16 protein-coding genes are annotated in these 17904 nt (G+C 71.2%); 6 read left to right on the plus strand and 10 right to left on the minus strand.

Annotated features, from left to right (window positions below; all coding sequences use genetic code 11):
* The first annotated feature begins 1 nt into the window (after position 1).
* The 3 genes from ACQPYD_RS26085 (at position 2) to ACQPYD_RS26095 (ending at position 2355) form a co-directional block, all read left to right on the plus strand.
* Positions 2-673: a potassium channel family protein gene (locus tag ACQPYD_RS26085; protein WP_267946163.1), complete on the plus strand. Its 672-nt coding sequence runs from the start codon at positions 2-4 to the stop codon at positions 671-673.
* 84 nt (positions 674-757) lie between these two features.
* Positions 758-1774: a metal ABC transporter substrate-binding protein gene (locus tag ACQPYD_RS26090; RefSeq protein WP_433698125.1), complete on the plus strand. Its 1017-nt coding sequence runs from the start codon at positions 758-760 to the stop codon at positions 1772-1774.
* A gap of 347 nt (positions 1775-2121) precedes the next feature.
* Positions 2122-2355: a DUF397 domain-containing protein gene (locus ACQPYD_RS26095; RefSeq protein WP_267946165.1), complete on the plus strand. Its 234-nt coding sequence runs from the start codon at positions 2122-2124 to the stop codon at positions 2353-2355.
* A 240-nt stretch (positions 2356-2595) separates the two neighbouring features.
* Here ACQPYD_RS26095 and ACQPYD_RS26100 read toward each other — a convergent pair whose 3' ends face one another.
* Positions 2596-3432: a helix-turn-helix domain-containing protein gene (locus ACQPYD_RS26100; protein WP_267946166.1), complete on the minus strand. Its 837-nt coding sequence runs from the start codon at positions 3430-3432 to the stop codon at positions 2596-2598.
* A 302-nt stretch (positions 3433-3734) separates the two neighbouring features.
* Positions 3735-4232, minus strand: coding sequence for an ATP-binding protein (locus tag ACQPYD_RS26105; RefSeq protein ID WP_433702136.1), 498 nt, complete (start codon positions 4230-4232; stop codon positions 3735-3737).
* A 325-nt stretch (positions 4233-4557) separates the two neighbouring features.
* Between ACQPYD_RS26105 and fabG the strand changes: the two genes are divergently transcribed.
* Positions 4558-5316 carry a 3-oxoacyl-ACP reductase FabG gene (fabG, locus tag ACQPYD_RS26110; RefSeq protein WP_433698126.1) on the plus strand — a complete coding sequence of 253 codons (759 nt, stop codon included), beginning with the start codon at positions 4558-4560 and terminating at the stop codon, positions 5314-5316.
* A 110-nt stretch (positions 5317-5426) separates the two neighbouring features.
* Here fabG and ACQPYD_RS26115 read toward each other — a convergent pair whose 3' ends face one another.
* The 7 genes from ACQPYD_RS26115 to ACQPYD_RS26145 all read right to left on the minus strand — a co-directional run bounded on the left by ACQPYD_RS26115 (position 5427) and on the right by ACQPYD_RS26145 (position 12572).
* Complete coding sequence (locus ACQPYD_RS26115; protein WP_433698127.1) at positions 5427-6428, minus strand: serine hydrolase; 1002 nt, start codon at positions 6426-6428, stop codon at positions 5427-5429.
* 107 nt (positions 6429-6535) lie between these two features.
* Entirely contained in the window at positions 6536-7150 is a 615-nt protein-coding gene (locus tag ACQPYD_RS26120; RefSeq protein WP_433698128.1) for an energy-coupling factor transporter transmembrane component T family protein, read from the minus strand.
* On the minus strand, positions 7147-7845 hold the full coding sequence (locus ACQPYD_RS26125) for an energy-coupling factor ABC transporter ATP-binding protein (protein WP_433698129.1): 699 nt from the start codon (positions 7843-7845) through the stop codon (positions 7147-7149). Before ACQPYD_RS26125 ends, ACQPYD_RS26120 begins: the two co-directional genes overlap by 4 nt.
* Positions 7845-8489, minus strand: coding sequence for a biotin transporter BioY (locus tag ACQPYD_RS26130; protein ID WP_433698130.1), 645 nt, complete (start codon positions 8487-8489; stop codon positions 7845-7847). The genes ACQPYD_RS26125 and ACQPYD_RS26130 overlap by 1 nt, the downstream gene beginning before the upstream one ends.
* Positions 8490-8716: 227 nt before the next feature.
* Positions 8717-9088, minus strand: a complete 372-nt coding sequence (locus ACQPYD_RS26135; protein ID WP_433698131.1) for a hypothetical protein — start codon at positions 9086-9088, stop codon at positions 8717-8719.
* A gap of 128 nt (positions 9089-9216) precedes the next feature.
* Positions 9217-10869, minus strand: coding sequence for an aa3-type cytochrome oxidase subunit I (ctaD, locus tag ACQPYD_RS26140; protein ID WP_433702137.1), 1653 nt, complete (start codon positions 10867-10869; stop codon positions 9217-9219).
* A 452-nt stretch (positions 10870-11321) separates the two neighbouring features.
* Entirely contained in the window at positions 11322-12572 is a 1251-nt protein-coding gene (locus ACQPYD_RS26145; RefSeq protein WP_433698132.1) for a lactonase family protein, read from the minus strand.
* A gap of 217 nt (positions 12573-12789) precedes the next feature.
* On the opposite strand from ACQPYD_RS26145, the gene ACQPYD_RS26150 reads away from it, so the two are divergent.
* The gene (locus ACQPYD_RS26150; RefSeq protein ID WP_433698133.1) at positions 12790-13062 is read left to right on the plus strand and encodes a DUF1778 domain-containing protein; all 273 of its coding nucleotides are present in this window, start codon (positions 12790-12792) and stop codon (positions 13060-13062) included.
* Between the two features lie 7 nt (positions 13063-13069).
* Positions 13070-13561, plus strand: a complete 492-nt coding sequence (locus tag ACQPYD_RS26155) for a GNAT family N-acetyltransferase (protein ID WP_433698134.1) — start codon at positions 13070-13072, stop codon at positions 13559-13561.
* Between the two features lie 54 nt (positions 13562-13615).
* Here the strand turns inward: ACQPYD_RS26155 and hrpA are convergent, their stop codons facing one another.
* The gene (gene hrpA / locus ACQPYD_RS26160; RefSeq protein ID WP_433698135.1) at positions 13616-17593 is read right to left on the minus strand and encodes an ATP-dependent RNA helicase HrpA; all 3978 of its coding nucleotides are present in this window, start codon (positions 17591-17593) and stop codon (positions 13616-13618) included.
* Positions 17594-17904 lie beyond the last annotated feature (311 nt).

The following is a 17904-nucleotide window of genomic DNA, read 5'->3' on the forward strand; positions in this document are numbered from 1 at the left end:
CGTGCCACACCGCAACAGGAACGACGACAAGAGCGTCCTGGTCATCGGCCTCGGCCGGTTCGGCAGTTCCCTCGCCCTCGAACTGGTCAACCGCGGCTGGGACGTCCTCGGCGTGGACACCAGTCCGCGCCTGGTGCAGACCTACGCCGACGCCCTCACCCACACGGTGATCGCGGACGCCACGGACGAGGAGGCGCTGCGCCAGATCGGCGCCTCCAACTTCAACCGGGCGGTGGTGGCCATCGGCACCCACCTGGAGGAGAGCATCCTGGCCACGTCCCAGCTGGTGGACCTGGGGGTGTCGACCATCTGGGCGAAGGCGACGAGCCGTCGGCACGGCCGCATCCTGGAGCAGGTGGGCGCCCACCACGTGGTGCTGCCCGAGCACGACATGGGCGAGCGGGTGGCGCACCTGCTGTCGGGGCAGATGCTCGACTACGTGGAGCTGGAGGAGGGGTTCTCCCTCGGGAAGACCAAGGCCCCCAAGGAGCTGCTCGGCAAATCCCTGCGCGAGACGGGCGTGCGCCAGGAGTACGGGATCACCGTGGTCTCGGTCAAGCGCATGGGCGCGGAGTTCACGTACGCGACCCAGGAGACGGTGCTCAACAAGGGCGATGTGATCGTGGTCGCGGGACGGACCGACGACGTCGAGCGGTTCTCGGAGATCGTGTAGCACCCGGGCGGATCAGACACCCGGGAGACATCCTCCACAAACAGACAAATTGACAACCGTTTTCATTATCCCGATGATTGACCCATGCGAACAGGGACAACCGTGCGGGCCGCCGTCCTCGGCACCGCGACACTCATGATGATCACCGCCTGCGGAAGCGGAGGAGGCGGGGCCGAGGACACGGGTGTCTCCCCCGCCGACGCCGACCTGACCGTGGTCACCGGCGTCTACCCCCTGGAGTGGCTCGCCCGCGAGATCGGCGGGGACCGCGTGGCCGTCACCCAGCTGACCGAGCCCGGCACCGAACCCCACGACCTGGAGCTCACCGGCCGCCAGGTGGGCGAGGTCAGCGAGGCCGACATCGCGTTCTTCGTCGGGGGCCTCCAGCCCGCGGTGGACGACGCGGTCTCCCAGGAGGCCTCGGACAGCGCGCTCGACGTGGGCGACGTCGTGCACCTGCGTCCGGCCGGCGGCGAGGACGAGGGGCACGGGGACGAGGAGCACGCCCACGAGGACGAGCACGGCCACGAGGACGAGCACGCCCATGAGGAGGAGGGGGAGGAGGAGCACAACCACGGTGAGCACGACCCCCACTTCTGGCTGGACGTGGAGCTGATGGCGGAGACCGCCCGGGCCCTGGGCGAGCGGATGGGCGAGGTCCACCCGGAGGGCGCCGACGCCTACGAGCAGAACGTCGGGACCGTGACGGCGGAGCTGGAGGCGATCGGCCGGGAGTACGAGGAGGGCCTGGCCTCCTGCGAGCACCACGACGTCGTCGTCGGCCACACCGCGTTCACCTACCTGACCGAGGCCTACGGCCTCGAACAGGTCGGCGTCAGCGGGGTGGACCCCGACACCGAGCCCTCCCCGTCGCAGATCGCCGCGATCACCGACATCGTGCGGGAGCGCGACATCACCACGGTCTTCACCGAACCGCTGATGCCTCCGGAGACGGCCGAGACCATCGCCTCCGAGACCGGTGCCGAGGTGCGGGTGCTCGACCCGCTGGAGGGCGTCACCGAGGACTCCCCCGGCGACGACTACCCGTCGATCATGCGGGGCAACCTGGCCGCGCTGACCACCGCGCTGGGCTGCTCCTGACCCCGAACGCCTGACGGCGTCCCGCCGCGCGGCGGGACGCCGCCCCGCCGCGGCCGGGCCCCGGCCGGCCCCCGTGAGCCCCACCTGTCCGGTACGTGCCGGACGGGTGGGGCTCACGCGTGTCCGGCACCGTGCCGGGCGCCGGAATCGCACCCGTGTCGTCCCGTTCGTCGGGGTCCGGACACCTGTCCCGAACGGTTGGATTACACCGCGCTTACATAGAACCAAACCCCCGGACAAGTGGTGAGGGTCACGCTATGCTTATGAAGTGTCGGTGCTTGTGCACGTGCATCTGGCGGTGCATCAGCACGGACGTTCCCCTCGCAGATCCGAAGGAGCAGCACAGCATGACCGCACACAACGGCATCACCGCGACCGAGCTGACCGACGTCGCCTGGCAGAAGGCCAAGCGCAGCAACTCCCAGGGCGCCTGCGTCGAGATGGCCCGCCTGAGCGACGGCTCGATCGCCGTGCGCAACTCCCGGTTCCCGTCCGGGCCGGCGCTGGTCTACACCCAGGAGGAGATCGACTGCATGATCCTGGGCGCCAAGGACGGTGACTTCGACAACCTGCTCAGCTAGGACGAGTCCCACCGGCGATGCCGTCGGGGGCTTCGGAGCGCCCCGGGGGAGTTCCGCCCGCGGACCCTCCGCACTCACCGACCCGGTTGCCACGCCCTCATCCGGGTCGACCGAGGATACGGACAGAAGGGCCCTGTCCAGTGGACAGGGCCCTTCAACATCCGGAAAGGCCCGCCTCAGCGGGCCCGCGTTCTTCTCCCCTCACCACCGCTCCGCCCCTCCGCGGGCGACGGTGAACGGCTATTTGAGGTCTTCCCGGATCTCCTTGAGGATGTCGAGCGTCTCGTCCGGGGTGGCCGCGGCCACACTCAGCCGGGTCATCGCCTTGGTGTACGCCTCCACCACATTGCGGCGGTCGATGAGCTCGCCGTCGTGGAGCTGCTCCAGGTACACCATGTCCGCGAGCTCGAACTCGGAGTACCTCAGCAGGGTGAAGGACCCGGCCTCGGCCGCGTGCGCGCCCACGGAGAAGGGGATGATCTGGAGCGTGATGTTGTCGTGCTCGCTGCTGAGGTGGATCAGGTGCTCGATCTGGCGGCGCATGATCTCCGGGCCGCGGCTGATCACGCCGATGGGGCGGCGCACCGCGGCCTCGTCGAGGATCACCCACATGCGCATGCTCGTGTCGTTCTCGATGCGTTTCTGTCTGCGCAGTCTCGCCTCGATGCGCTGCTCGGTGACCATGTCGGTCTCGACGCCGCCCGAGATGATCTCCCGTGCGTACTCCTCCGTCTGGAGCAGGCCCGGCACGAACTGGGACTCGTAGATGCGTATGTGGTCGGCGGCCTCCTCGAAGCCCACATAGCGGATGAACCACTTGTGGAGCGAGTCGCCGTACTCCTTCCACCACCCGGGCTTGTTGGATTCGCGGGCGACTTCGAGTAATTCCTTGATCGTCTTGCGGTCGGAGACCCCGTACATCTTGAGGAGGTCCTCGATATCGCGCAGCTTGAAACCGACCCGGCCGAGTTCCATCCGGCTGATCTTCGACGCGGATGCCCGAATCCGGTTCCCCGCGTCCTCACGGGTGATACCCCGCTGTTCGCGACGCTTACGAAGCTCGTGCCCGAGTAGCATGCGACGCACGGTGGGGCCGCTCCCCTTGCGCAATCGAGCGATATCCACGTTCGTCGCCTCTCTGTCATTCCCGGCACAAGGGTATCCGGGGTGGCGGGACACCTTTGCCTTGAGGTCAAGACACTACATGTACACGATATAACCGGAGCGCCCCCGCACCCGGGTACTCCGTCGGTGACGGCGGCGGCCCCTCCGGGAGGGGCCGCCGTCGGCCCCCGTCGCGGACGGCGGGTCACCGGGCCGGCGCCCCCGCGGTCCTCGGGTGGCCGCGGGGCGTCCGGTCGCGGATCGCCTGACCGGGATCAGGCGAATTGCGCCCAAACGAACTTTCCGCCGGGAGACGTGGGAATCACACCCCACTCTCGCGCGAAAGCACTCACCAGGGCAAGTCCGCGCCCGCCCTCCATGGTCAGATCTGCTTCCCTTCTCCGGGGCAGCCGATCGCCGCCGTCCCGGACCGCGCAGATGAATTCGCTCCCGCTGCGCATCAGTGAGAGCTGAATACCCCCCTCGCTCTGCCTGGTCAAGGGCAGGGGGCCGCCGTGCCGGACCGCATTGGTGACCAATTCGGAAACGACCACCGCGACATCGCCGGACAAGTGCTGCATCTCCCATTCGCGGAGAAGCGCCTCGGAAATCTCCCGCGCGGCCCCCACCGCGTGGGGCCTCGGCTCGAAGCTCCACGTGACCGCGTCGTGCCGGTCGCCGCAGACCGGGGTGTTCCAGCGCCGGGAACCGTGCGTCAGGACCTTGAGCCACCATCCGCCGGCAGGCTCCGCCACCGCCTCCGCACACTCCATGCCTTCCACTTCCTCCCTGACGCACCGTGGCGAGCAGCGACGACACGTCCCGGAAACCTCCGCGATCCCGCGAAGACACCTTCGGGCCCGTGCCGCTGCACGTCTCGTATGCACGTGCATCTCGGTCTTGGTGGCAATCGTAGGCCAAGCTTCGACAAAGTGCAGGGAAACAGGGGGACCAACTTCACCGGATCCCCATTCCTCCCCGGACCTCTCCCCGGCGCTCCCCGAAAGGCCGCACTCCCGCCCCCCACCCGCTTACCGACCGGTAGGGATGTGGATAGGATTCTGTCGCGCCCACCACGTGAATTCTGGAGGTAACCCCATGTCCCCAACGCCTCGTGTGGCCATCGTGACCGGAGCCGCCCGCGGGATCGGCGCCGCCACGGCTGAGCGCCTGGCGCGCGAAGGCCGGGCCGTCGCCGTCCTGGACCTGAAGGAGTCCGACGCCCAGGAGGTCGTGGACCGCATCACCGCCGGGGGCGGCACGGCGCTCGCCGTCGGATGCGACGTCTCCGACGCCGACCAGGTGGACGCCGCGGTCGCGACCGTCGCCGAACGCCTCGGCCCGCCCGCCATCCTCGTGAACAACGCGGGCGTCCTCCGCGACAACCTCCTGTTCAAGATGTCGGCGGACGACTGGGACACCGTGATGAACGTGCACCTGCGGGGCTCGTTCCTGATGAGCAGGGCCGCCCAGGCGCACATGACCGCGAACGGCTGGGGCCGCATCGTCAACCTGTCCAGCTCCTCCGCGCTGGGCAACCGGGGCCAGGCCAACTACTCCGCCGCCAAGGCCGGGCTCCAGGGGTTCACCAAGACCCTGGCGATCGAGCTGGGCAAGTTCGGCGTGACCTGCAACGCCGTCGCCCCCGGGTTCATCGAGACCGCGATGACCAGGGCCACCGCCGAGCGGATCGGCGTCAAGTACGAGGACATGAAGGCGTTCAAGGAGGCGGAGATCCCGGTGCGGCGGGTGGGCGTCCCCGAGGACATCGCCAACACGGTCGCGTTCCTCACCGGCGAGGAGGCCGGGTTCGTGTCGGGCCAGGTCGTCTACGTGGCCGGCGGCCCGCTGGACTAGCGGCGCGCCGTCCACGGTCCGCCTCCGGGACCGGGCGCCCCGGCCGGGCACGCCTCCGGCCGGGGCGTCCGCGCGTCCCGCGCGGGGGCCGGCCCGGCGCACCGGGAAGGTCAGCGCGCGGGGCCCCGGGGGGAGGGCGCCGGTCCTCCGTCGCCGCGCGCCTCCTCCATGGCCTGCGTGACCGTCCCGCAGACCTCCTCCACGAGCGCCACGCCGGTGGCGTAGTCGCGGCTCCCGTCGGACAGGACCGCGATGAGGTACTCGTGGTCGGGGCCGCTCACGTAGCCGACCGTGTTGACGGTCCACAGCCCGCGGTTGCCCTCGCGGGGCGTCCAGCCGTTCTTGAGGCCGACCGTGTCCCCCGGGACGGCCGAGGCCGACACCCCCCAGGCCTGTTCCGGGGCGACGGACTCCATCAGCCCGCGGGCGTACGCGCGGCTCTCCGGCGACAGCGGCCCCTCGCCGACGTACAGGATCCGCAGCAGCCGCACCTGGTCGGCCGCGGTGGTCGCCGTGGAGCCCCACACGCCGCGCGGGTCGGGTTCGGTGCCGGTGAACCCGAGGGCGCGGACGCCGCTCGTGAACCCGTCGGTGAAGCCGATGCGTGCGTACAGGCCGTCGGTGACCTCGTTGTCGCTGTAGCGGATCATCTCCTCCGCCCGGTCCCGTTCGGACGCGGAGAGCCCGCGCCCCTCCTCCTCCGCGCGCAGGAGCAGCAGGGCGAGGATCGTCAGCTTGGACACGCTCGCGGTCGGGAACCGCTCGTGGGCGCCGTGGCTGAAGGTGGCGCCGGTGCGCAGGTCCTGGACGGCGACCGCGAAGTCCGCGGAGTGTTCGCCGGCCAGCTCCTCCATCCGCCCGGTGAGCTCGTCCCGCTGCGCCGGACCGAGTGTGCGCCCGCCGGTGGCCGGGCCGGTCAGGGGCGCGAAGGGCACGAGGGGCAGGGCGCTCTCCGAGAGCAGGGTGCGGACGAGGGCCGGGTCCGGCGCGGAGAGTCCTCCGGCGGCCGAGGTGGCGCCGGGGACCGCGAGGGCCGTGAGCACGACGAGGCAGATCGCCGCCGTGGCGGCGGACCAGGTTCGGATGATGTCGGCGGGGGGACGCCGGGGCACGCTATCACCGGTTCGTAGGCGCGGCAGGGGGCTGTCCGGACATTATCCACCCGGCGCTCCGTGGGCGGCGATCCGGTGTCCGCCCGGCGCAGTGCGGCCGCGTCTCGTCAGGCGCGCGTGTCGTCGTCGATCCCCCGGGCCACCAGCGCCTCGCCCGTCGCGTCGGCCATCCGCAGCAGCTGGACGATCACCGGGACCACGAGCAGGTGGGGGCGCCCGGACAGCCCCCGCGCCCGGTAGGCCTCCTGGGACGTCCGCCAGGCGTCGGCGACCATCGGGATGGACCGGATCGTCAGGGCGAGCACGAGCGCCACCCGGTCGGGGGCGACCCCCACGTGCCGGAGCGGGCGGGCCACGCGCTCGAAGAGGTCGAGCATCTCGCGCACGCGCGTGGTGAGCGTGACGACGTTGGCGAGCAGCACGAGCGCGGCGAGCTGCGCGCACAGGCGCACGGCCGTCTCCCACGCGCCGAACAGGACCTGGAACAGGGCGATGGCCAGCAGGAACGGCCACAGGACGCGCAGGACCCCCCAGGCGCGGGCGGGGGCCAGCCCGACCACGGGGTAGGCCAGGAGGGACGCGGCCAGCGCGCCGAGCGCGATCCGGTGGTCCGCGGCGGCGAGGAGGGCCACTCCGGCGGCGAGCAGTCCGAGGAGCTTGGCCCAGGCCGGGGTCCGGTAGAGGGGGCCGGTGCCGGGGACGTACAGGCCGATCGCGCTCACGCGCCGGCCTCCCGGTCGGCCCCGTCCATGAGCCGGAGGTAGTGGGCCACCGCTTCGCCGGGGGCCCCGTCGAAGGCCACCCGCCCCTCGTCCATCACCAGGACCCGGTCGAACCCGTCGAGCAGGCCGAGGTCGTGCGTGAACAGGACGACCTGCTGGTCGAGGCCGTCGAGGGTGCGGTGCACCATGCGGGTGTTGCGCAGGTCGAGCAGGGTGGTGGGCTCGTCGCACACCAGCACCTCGGGTTCGGTGGCCAGGACCGACGCCAGGGCGAGGAGTTGCTTCTGGCCTCCGGAGAGCAGGTGCCCGGGGTGGTCGCGGTGGCCGTCGAGGCCGTAGCGGACCAGGGCGGCGTCGACGCGGCGGGCGGTCTCCTCCCTCCCCAGCCGGAGGGAGCGCAGGCCGATCTCCACGTCCTCGGCGACCGTGGGCATGATGATCTGGTTGGCGGCGTCGGAGAAGACGAACCCGACCCGGCGCCGGATGTGTTTGGCGTGGCGCCGGGTGTCCCACTCCCCCAGCGTCACCCGGCCCTCGTCGGGGACGACGAGGCCGTTGAGGGTGCGGGCGAGCGTGGACTTGCCCGATCCGTTCGCCCCGATCACGCCGATGCGGTGCTCGGCGAGGTCGAGGGTGACGTCGCGCAGGACGGCGCGGTCGTCGTAGGAGTGGGAGACCCCCTGGAGGCGGAGCATCAGGCGGCTCCGCCGCCGCTGCCGGGCTCCTGGTCCGCCCCGTCGCGGACGGGGCGTCCGGCGGGCGGGATCGGGTAGGCGCGCAGGACCGCGGAGGCGATGAGCGCGGTGAGGACGACCTTGGCGGCGTCGCCGACCAGGTAGGTGGCCCCGGAGACGGCCGCGATCTCCCAGCTCTGCACGGCTACGGCGAGCCAGGGCAGTCCGATCGCGTAGACCACGGCGATGCCGCCGAGGGCGTTGACCAGGATCCCCTGCCAGAGGCGGTAGCGGCCGTTGCGCAGCATCAGGTCGGTGAGCAGGCCGATGACGAGGGCGGCGGGGATCCAGCTCACGATGAACCCGGAGGAGGGGAGCGCCAGGGCCGCCAGCCCTCCCCTGCCTCCCGCGAAGAGCGGCAGGCCCGCCAGGCCGAGCACGACGAACGTGGCCACGGCGAGGCTGCCGCGCTTCCAGCCCAGGAGGCTGGGGGCGAGCATGATGCCCAGGGTCTGGAGGGTGACCGGCACCGGGGAGCCGGGGAAGGGGATCGCGACGGTGACGCTGAGGGCGGCGATGAGGGCCGCGAACACGGCGATGAGCGCCAGGTCGCGGGCGGTCAGACCCCTGTGGCGGACGTGCTTCTTCGTCCCGTTGGCGGGCATGGGCGTTTCCCCTCGGGGAGGCGGTGGGAGTGGATCACCACCCATTGTCCGTGATGCGCGTGTGGCGGGGGGAGGGCGGGGCGCACAGTTCCGGGGGCGTCGGGCTTGTGGAGGTCGTCCTGAGACGGGGATCACTCCGCGGGGCCTCGCGGCGCCCTCCGGGGCTCCCGTGGCCGCTCGCGGCGGGAGCGGCCACGGCGTCGGGAGCGCTGCCCGGGGCCGCGCCCTCAGCCCTCCCCGCTGTCGTCGCGGCCCCGGTAGACCAGGCGTCCGGCCTCGTCCCGGCCGTAGCGGGCACGCCCTCCGCCGGGGACGACCAGGACCAGGCCCGTCCCCCGGAGGCGGTCGGCCCTGGTGGAGCGGACGCGTGCGCCGTCCAGGGGGCCGCCGACCAGCTCGGCCCAGCCGGCCCTGGCCCGTACGAACCCCGCCGCGAACACGACGGCCGCCGTGCAGCACCCGGCCGCCGCGAAGGCGGTGTGCCCCGTCCAGGTCCACAGCATCATCAGTGTGGCGACGGCCAGGAGGGTGGCGAACACCGCGGCGGCGCGCCCCTCGAGGAGCGGCCAGCGTGCGTTGTCACCAGGGGATGGATTCACGACCATGCGCCTTCGATCCGGAACCGGTCGCCCTCGGCGCCGTGCGGGCGCCTGGGGCCTTGAGCTCGTGTGCGGGCGGAACGGTCCCCGGGAGGGTCTCCTGCGGGGAGGTCCGACTCCTCGGGCGGTCAGTTCCTCTCGGGGTCCGTGCCCGCCGGGACCGCGGCGTGCGGGTGGTTCAGGTCGAACGCGGGACGCTCCGAACGGATGCGCGGCAGCGACGTGAAGTTGTGCCGCGGCGGCGGGCAGGTGGTCGCCCACTCCAGCGAGCAGCCGTAGCCCCACGGGTCGTCCACGGTGACCTTGGGCGCCTTCCTGGCGGTGATGTACATGTTCCAGAAGAAGATGAGCGTCGAGGCGCCGAGGACGAAGGCGGAGACCGAGGAGATCTGGTTCAGCTCGGTGAAGCCGTCTCCGGGCAGGTAGTCGGCGTAGCGGCGCGGGAACCCGGAGGCGCCCAGCCAGTGCTGGACCAGGAACGTGCCGTGGAAGCCGAAGAACAGCAGCCAGAAGTGGAACTTGCCCAGGGGTTCGTTGAGCATTTTTCCGGTGAACTTGGGCCACCAGAAGTAGAAGCCCGCGAACATCGCGAACACCACGGTGCCGAAGACCACGTAGTGGAAGTGCGCCACCACGAAATAGGTGTCGGTGACGTGGAAGTCGATCGGCGGGGAGGCCAGGAGCACGCCGGTCAGGCCGCCGAAGAGGAACGTGGCCAGGAAGCCGAGGGTGAACAGCATCGGCGTCTCGAAGGTGATCTGCCCCCGCCACATCGTGCCGATCCAGTTGAAGAACTTCACGCCGGTCGGGACCGCGATGAGGAAGGACATGAAGGAGAAGAACGGCAGCAGGACCGCGCCCGTGGGGAACATGTGGTGCGCCCACACGGTGACGGACAGGCCGGTGATGGCGATGGTGGCGGCCACCAGGCTCTTGTAGCCGAAGATCGGCTTGCGGCTGAAGACCGGCAGGATCTCCGTCGCGATGCCGAAGAACGGCAGGGCGATGATGTACACCTCGGGATGCCCGAAGAACCAGAACAGGTGCTGCCACAGGATGGCGCCGCCGTGCTCGGCGTTGAAGACCTGGGCGCCCACCATGCGGTCCGCCCCGAGGGCGATCAGGGCGGCGGTCAGGACCGGGAACGCGATGAGCACCAGGACGCTCGTCAGGACCACGTTCCACGTGAAGATCGGCATGCGGAACATCGTCATGCCGGGCGCGCGCATGCACAGGGCGGTGGTGATGAAGTTGACCCCGCCCAGGATGGTGCCGAGGCCCGACACGAGCAGGCCCAGGATCCACAGGTTGCCGCCCATGCCCGGCGAGCGGACCGCGTCGGACAGCGGCGTGTACGCGAACCAGCCGAAGGCGGCCGCCCCGGCCGGGGTGAGGAACCCGCCCACGGCGACCAGCCCGCCGAAGAGGAAGAGGTAGTAGCTGAACAGGTTCATCCGGGGGAAGGCCACGTCCGGGGCGCCGATCTGCAGCGGCATGATGATGTTCCCGAACCCGATGAAGAGCGGGGTCGCGAACAGCAGCAGCATGATCGTGCCGTGCATGGTGAACAGCTGGTTGAACTGCTCGTTGGACACGACCTGCATGCCCGGGAGGAACAGCTCGGCGCGCATGAGGAGCGCCAGGACGCCGCCGAAGAGGAAGAAGGCGAAGGCGGTGATGAGGTACATGTACCCGATGACCTTGTGGTCGGTCGACGACAGCCAGCTGGCGATGATCCTCCCCTGGTGGGTCTCCCCGCCGCCCCCGGTCTCGTCGTACACGTCGGGCGCCGTCGATACCTCTGCCACGATTCAAACCCCCGAATACGCAAAACAACGGATAAAAGAGGGCTGCCCGCAGCCGTTTCCCGACCGCCGCGCCCCCGCGGAATCCCTTTACAGAATCCCAGGGTAACGCTAACGCAGGGCTCGGCTTCGCACGCGAAAGAGAGTCCGTGTTCTCCCGTTGAATACTTCGCTTTTGTTTGGTTCTTTTCCGTTTTGCCGTCGGCCGGGACGGTTGCGGGTGATTGTTTTCCCGAAAAGGCAGGGATTCGGCGGAACCCCGGCTCCGGGGGCGGGCCCGCGGCGGCCTGTCGACGGCGCGGAGGGTCCGGTACCGGGAGGGCCCGCCGCCGGCCGTCGGGGCGTCCGCGAGCGCGGGGGCGCGGTCGATGGTCCGCCCGTGCCCCACCGGCACGGGCGGCCACGCGGGTCCCTCGGGCGTCGCGGGGTCAGGTGGCGGCGCGGCGGATGCGGTTGATGGGGACGGGCAGCACGCAGACGGGGTCCGGGACCTCCAGGCGGTGGCCGGTGTCGGCCGGGATCCCGGTGTCGGGGTCGATGAGCAGGGAGGCCAGGGAGCCGCCGTTCTGGGCCGCCGCCACCAGGTGGTCGGGCTGGCCGCCGTGGCCCCGCACCACGGTGAAGTGGCGGGGCCAGTCGCCGCCGGCGGGTGTGTCGGCCAGGTGCTCCAGGCGGGCGCCGCCGTCGCGGACCGCGAACGTGGAGATGACGTCGGCCCCGCGGTTGGACACGTAGACGCGGCCCTCGTAGGTGCTGGTCAGGGGGAGCGCGTCGCCCTCGGCGATGTCGCGGCCCCCGGCCTTGAGCCGGTGCAGGGCGATCTCCGCGGGGAAGTTGCGCCCGGCGGCCTCGTCGGCGGTGGCGGGGACCGAGCCGAGGTGCTCCCCGGCGCCCTTCCGGGGGTCCCACAGCACGACGTGCACGCGCGAGTCCAGCTCGCCGGCCACGTAGACGTACCGCCCGTTGACCGCCATGTGGCGCGGACCGGTGCCCGGGGGGAGCTGGACGGTGCGGAGCAGGCCCTCCTCCGGTCGGGGCGCGGCGGCCCCCTCCGGCCCGGCCGCGCCCCCCGGCACGGCGTAGTGGTGGACGCGCAGCTCGTCGGTGCCCAGGTCCGCGGCGAGCAGGTAGCGAAGGCGCGGATCGTCGGAGTCCTCGACGACCGCGGTGCTGTGCGCGTGCGGGCCCTCCTGCCGGTCGGTGACGGGTCCGCCGCCCCGGTGGGCGAACCGGCCGACCGGGCCGGCGGGGGTTCCGTCCTGCGCCGTGGGGACGAAGGAGACCACGCCGTCGGCGTAGTTGGCGACGGCGACCTGCTCGGGACCCAGGTCCCGCACGTGGCAGGGGGAGCCGCCTCCGGTGGGAACGGCGCCGAGTTCGGCGAGGGAGGCGTCGCCGCCGACCCGGAAGGCCGTGAGGGTGCCCTCGGCCCTCTCGTTGACGGCGTACACCGTGGGCGGCTCGGGCCGGAAGGCGAGGAAGGAGGGGCCCGGGGTGCGGGCCGCGACGCCGCCGTCGGTCATCTCGCCCGTCTCCGGGTCGAACCACACCCGGTGGACGCCCCCGCCCTCTCCCGGCGGGTCGGAGTCGGGGGTGTAGGTCCCCACGAGCAGCAGCCGACGTCCGTCCACCGATCCACCGACCGATTCGCCCACCGGGGAGCCTCGTTTCCGTAGCATGCGTTCGCGATCCAGTGGTCTACACCACCGGCCGCATGCTACAGGTTCCCCTGTGACCGGAGGGGCGGCGCCCTCCGCGTCGGCTCCGAGACATGACGCAGACCCCTCTGGAAATCCTCGCGCCTTCCGTACAAGTTCCGTACAATCTCAGACAGCTTCCGGCTGTGCCATCCGACACGGCCGACCGGGAGGTACCACCCGACTAAGGAGTTCGCCGATGGGGACCGCAACCGAACGCGTGGAAATCAGAGTCACCCCCGAGGACAAGGCCTTGTTCCTCGAAGCCGCGCAGATCCGGCACGAGTCCGCTTCCAGGTTCGTCGCGCGGGCTGCCCGTGAAGCCGCCGAGAAGGTCCTCGAGCGCGAGCAGACCACCACGGTCCCCGCGGCGTTCTTCGACGCCATGATCGAGTCCCTGGAGGAACCGGCGAAGCCGATCGAGGAGCTGTCCTCCGCGGTGCGCAGGCACCGCTCCATCGTGAAGAGGTAAACCGACCGTGTTCGTCTGCCAGCCCCTCAGCCGGGAACACCGGCTCGACTCCTTCACCTGTGGAAAGGAGGAACTGGACTCGTGGCTCCGCGGAAGCGCGCTCCACGCGCGCGCCAACAACACCGCCGCCACCTTCGTGTGGTGCGAGGAGGGGAGCGCAGAAGTGGCGGCCTACTACTCCTTCACCTCCATGACCTTGGAGAGGGACGCTCTGCCCAAGGCCCTGGCGCGGGGGAGTATGCACAAGGTCCCCGCAGTGCTGCTGGCGCGTCTGGCGTTGCACACCCGGCACCAGGGCCAGGGGCTCGGACCCGTACTGCTGGTGGATGCCTTCGAGCGGGCGTTGGCGGGCAACGAGATCTTCGCGGTGCGGTTCCTCGTGGTCGACGCCATGGACGAGGAGGCCCACACCTTCTACGGCAAGCACGGGTTCCAGGGAATCCCCGACAGCATGCGCCTGTACCGCAAGATGAGCGACATCGCCAAGACGCTCGGATGAGGGCGACCGGCCCCGCCCGGTCCACCGGACGGGGCCCCTCCGCCCCGGCGGCTGTTACCGGCCGGCGGCTTTGACGGCTTCCAGGGCCTTCATGATGCGCTTGTCGGAGACCGGGTAGGCGGTGCGCAGCTCCTGCGCGAAGAGGCTGACCCGGTACTCCTCCAGCATCCAGCGCAGCTCGGCCACGTCGGCGTCGGCCGCCCGCCCCGGGGGCAGGGTCCCGGTGACCTTCGCGACGGCCTGGCGCATCTGCTCGGTCTTGGACATGTTGACCTGGTCGCGGCGCGGGTTCTCCGGCAGCTTGTCCAGGCGGTGCTCGATGCCCCTCAGGTAGCGGTGCAGGTCGTCCAGGCGTGCCACGCCCGCGGCGGTGACGAACCCGTCCCCCACGAGGGAGCCGAGCTGGCCCTGCACGTCGTTGAGCGAGGGCAGGACGGCCAGGGAGGTGGTGCCCCTGACCTTCTTGGAGACCTTGCGCCACAGCACCAGGACCCGCGCGACCTTGTCCAGGGTCTCCGCGAGGGTGTCGCCGAGGTCGGCGCGGACCCGGTCCGCGAGCGCGGCGAAGTCGTCGCCGTTCCAGACCGGCCCTCCCTCGCGGGCGAGCAGGTGGTCGACGGCGGCGGACTCGGCGTCGGCGAGCATCGCCTTCACCGAGCCGTGCGGGTTGTCGGCCAGGGCGAGCTTGTCCGGGTTGTTGAGCCCCTTGCTGACGGCGAGCGCCGGCGAGGGGATCGTCAGCATGAGCAGGCGCCGGGTCCCGGCCCGCATGGCGGCGCGCTGCTCGGCCCGGGTGTCGAAGATGCGCACCGCGACGCTGTCGCCCTCGTCCACCAGGGCCGGGTAGCCCTTGACCTTGGGACCGAGCGCCTTGCGCTCCAGGGTCTGCTCCAGCGGACCGAAGTCCCAGGAGGTGATGCCCTTCTTCTCCACGCCCTTGGCCTCCGCGGAGATGGCCTCGCGCAGGCGCGGTTTGAGCTTGGCGCGGAGCTGCTCCAGGTCCTTGGACTCGGCCAGGGTCCGGTTGCGGTCGTCCACCGCGCGGAAGGTGATGCGCAGGTGGTCGGGCACGCGGTCGAGCTCGAAGGCGCTCTCCGGGATCCGGTCACCGCCCCTGGGCTGGGCCATGCGGGTGAGCTCGGCGGCCAGCGCCCCGGTCAGCGTCCCCTCGTAGGGGGTGAGGCCGGCGCGCGCCTGGGCGGCGTTGTCGGGGACCGGCACGAAGAAGCGGCGCTGGGGCTTGGGCAGCGAGCGGATCAGCGCGGTGACGAGTTCGTCGCGCAGGCCCGGGATCTGCCAGTCGAAGCCGGTGTTCTCCACCTGGTTGAGGAACTTGAGCGGGATGTGCGCCGTGACGCCGTCGGCGGCGCTGCCCGGCTCGAACTGGTAGGTCAGCGGGAACGTGAACGCGCCCTGCCGCCACACGTCGGGGTAGTCGTCCTCGCTGACCGCGTCGACGCCGTCGTTGATGAGCTCCTCGCGGGTGAAGTCGAGGAGCGTCGGCTCGGTCCGGCGGGCCTTCTTCCACCAGGCGTCGAAGTGCGCGGCCGACACGACGTCGTCGGGTACGCGCCGGTCGTAGAACCGGAACAGCGTCTCGTCGTCGACGACGATGTCGCGGCGGCGGGCGCGGTGTTCGAGGTCCTCGACCTCGTCGAGGAGCTTGCGGTTGTCGTGGAAGAAGTGGTGCCGGGTCTCCCAGTCGCCCTCGACGAGGGCGCGGCGGATGAACAGCTCCCGGGACAGCTCCGGGTCGATCTTCCCGTAGGACACCTTGCGCTGCACGACGATGGGCACGCCGTAGAGGGTGACGCGCTCGAACGCCATGACGGCGCCGCGCTTGCGCTCCCAGTGGGGTTCGCTGTAGTTGCGCTTGACGATGTCGCCGGCGAGCTCCTCGGCCCACTCCGGTTCGATCCGCGCGACCATGCGGCCCCACAGCTTGGACGTCTCGACCAGCTCGCCCACCATGACGAAGCGCGGCTGCTTCTTGAACAGGGCCGAGCCGGGGAAGACGGCGAAGCGCGCCCCGCGCCCGCCCAGGTACTCGTGCTTCTCGGGGTCCTTGAGGCCCACGTGGGAGAGCAGCCCGGCGAGCAGGGACATGTGGACGCCGCGCGGGTCGGCGGCCTCCTCGCGCAGCGGCGGCACCTCGATGCCCATGGTGCGCAGGACCTGTTTGAGCTGGGAGTGGATGTCCTGCCACTCGCGGACGCGCAGGTAGTTGAGGAACTCCTCGCGGCACAGCTTGCGGAACTGGTTGCCGGACAGCTCCCGCTGGCGGTCGCGCAGGTGGTTCCAGAGGTTGAGGAACGCCAGGAAGTCCGACTCCTTGTCGGTGAACCGGGCGTGGGACTGCTGGGCCTGCTGCTGCTTGTCGGTGGGGCGCTCGCGCGGGTCCTGGATGGACAGGGCGGAGGTGATGACCATGACCTCGGCCAGGCAGTCGCGCTCCTGGGCCTCCAGCACCATGCGGCCCAGGCGCGGGTCGATGGGCAGCTGGGCGAGGCGCCGGCCGGTCTGGGTGAGGCGGCGCTTGCCGCCCCCCTTGCCGGAGGCTGCCTCGGCCTCGGGGTGCAGGGCGCCGAGTTCCAGGAGGAGGTTGACGCCGTCCTTGATCTGGCGGTGGTCGGGGCCGTCCACGAACGGGAAGGCCGCCACGTCGCCCAGGCCGAGGGAGGCCATCTGGAGGATGACGGAGGCGAGGTTGGTGCGCAGGATCTCGGGGTCGGTGTACTCGGGGCGGGACAGGAAGTCCTCTTCGGAGTACAGCCGGATGCAGATGCCCTCGGAGACGCGGCCGCAGCGGCCCTTGCGCTGGTTGGCGGAGGCCTGGGAGACCGCCTCGATGGGCAGCCTCTGCACCTTGGTGCGGTGGGAGTACCGCGAGATGCGGGCGGTGCCGGGGTCGATGACGTACTTGATGCCGGGGACCGTCAGGGAGGTCTCGGCGACGTTGGTGGCCAGGACGACGCGGCGCCCGCTGTGGGAGGACCACACGCGTCTTTGCTCGGAGACCGACAGGCGCGCGTAGAGCGGGAGGATCTCGGTCCCCCGGAGCTTCTTCTTCTCCAGCGCCTCGGCGGTGTCGCGGATCTCGCGCTCGCCGCTGAGGAAGACCAGGATGTCGCCGGGCGGCTCGTGGGAGAGCTCGTCGACGGCGTCGAGGATGGCCTGGGTCTGGTCGCGGTCCGTGCCGGGCCCGGGGTTCTTCTCCTCGGGGTCGAGGATGTCCTCCGAGACGGGCCGGTAGCGGACCTCGACGGGGTAGGTGCGCCCGGACACCTCGATGATGGGGGCGTCGTCGAAGTGGCGGGAGAAGCGCTCGGGATCGATGGTCGCCGAGGTGATGACGACCTTGAGGTCGGGGCGCTTGGGCAGGAGCTGCTTGAGGTAGCCGAGCAGGAAGTCGACGTTGAGGCTGCGCTCGTGGGCCTCGTCGATGATGAGGGTGTCGTACTGGCGCAGCATCCGGTCGTGCTGGATCTCGGCGAGCAGGATGCCGTCGGTCATCAGCTTGACCAGGGTGCTGCCGCTGGAGGAGTCGGTGAAGCGCACCTTGTAGCCGACGGTCTCGCCCAGCGGCGTGCCGATCTCCTCGGCGATGCGCTCGGCGACCGTGCGCGCGGCCAGCCGCCGGGGCTGGGTGTGCCCGATGGTGCCCATGACGCCGCGGCCCAGCTCCAGGCAGATCTTGGGCAGCTGGGTGGTCTTGCCGGAGCCGGTCTCACCGGCGACGATGACGACCTGGTGGTCCCGGATGGCCTCGGCGATGTCGTCGCGCCGGGCGCTGACCGGGAGCGACTCGGGGTAGGTGAGCTCGGGGACGGCCTCGCGGCGCAGGTCGACGCGCAGGACCGCCTCGTCGATGTCCTTGGCGATCTGGGCGGCGGCGGAGGCGCCGCGGCGCTCGTCGCGGATCTTGGCGAGGCCGTCGATACGCCGACGGAGCCGGTGCCGGTCCGCGGGCATGAGGTCGCGGAGCCGGGAGCGGAGTGCGTCAGCGGTGGGTGTGGGCGTGGTCGTGCTCATCAGTAGTCAAGAGTAGGAGGGTCGGCAACCGGTTTTCGACGCGCAGCCGGATACCGGAGGAGGACGGTCGCGGCCGGGGCGCTCCGCGAGGTCGGCAGAGGGTTCCCGGGCACGTGGTGCTCAACGCCGGCGGGGCCGGTTCTGTTCCGCGTGGCTCCGGCCCCCGCCCGCGCGCCGCCGGGGCGACCGTGGCCCGGATCCCCGGGCGGCCCCCTCGCGCACGTCCCCGCGCGCCGGACGCGGGGCGGCGTCAGCCGGGGCCGTCACGGCGGACCGTGGCGGCCCCGGCCGGGAACCGTGGCGTCCGGAGC

It is taken from the genome of Nocardiopsis sp. CA-288880, assembly GCF_050955985.1.
Lineage (GTDB): Bacteria > Actinomycetota > Actinomycetes > Streptosporangiales > Streptosporangiaceae > Nocardiopsis > Nocardiopsis tropica.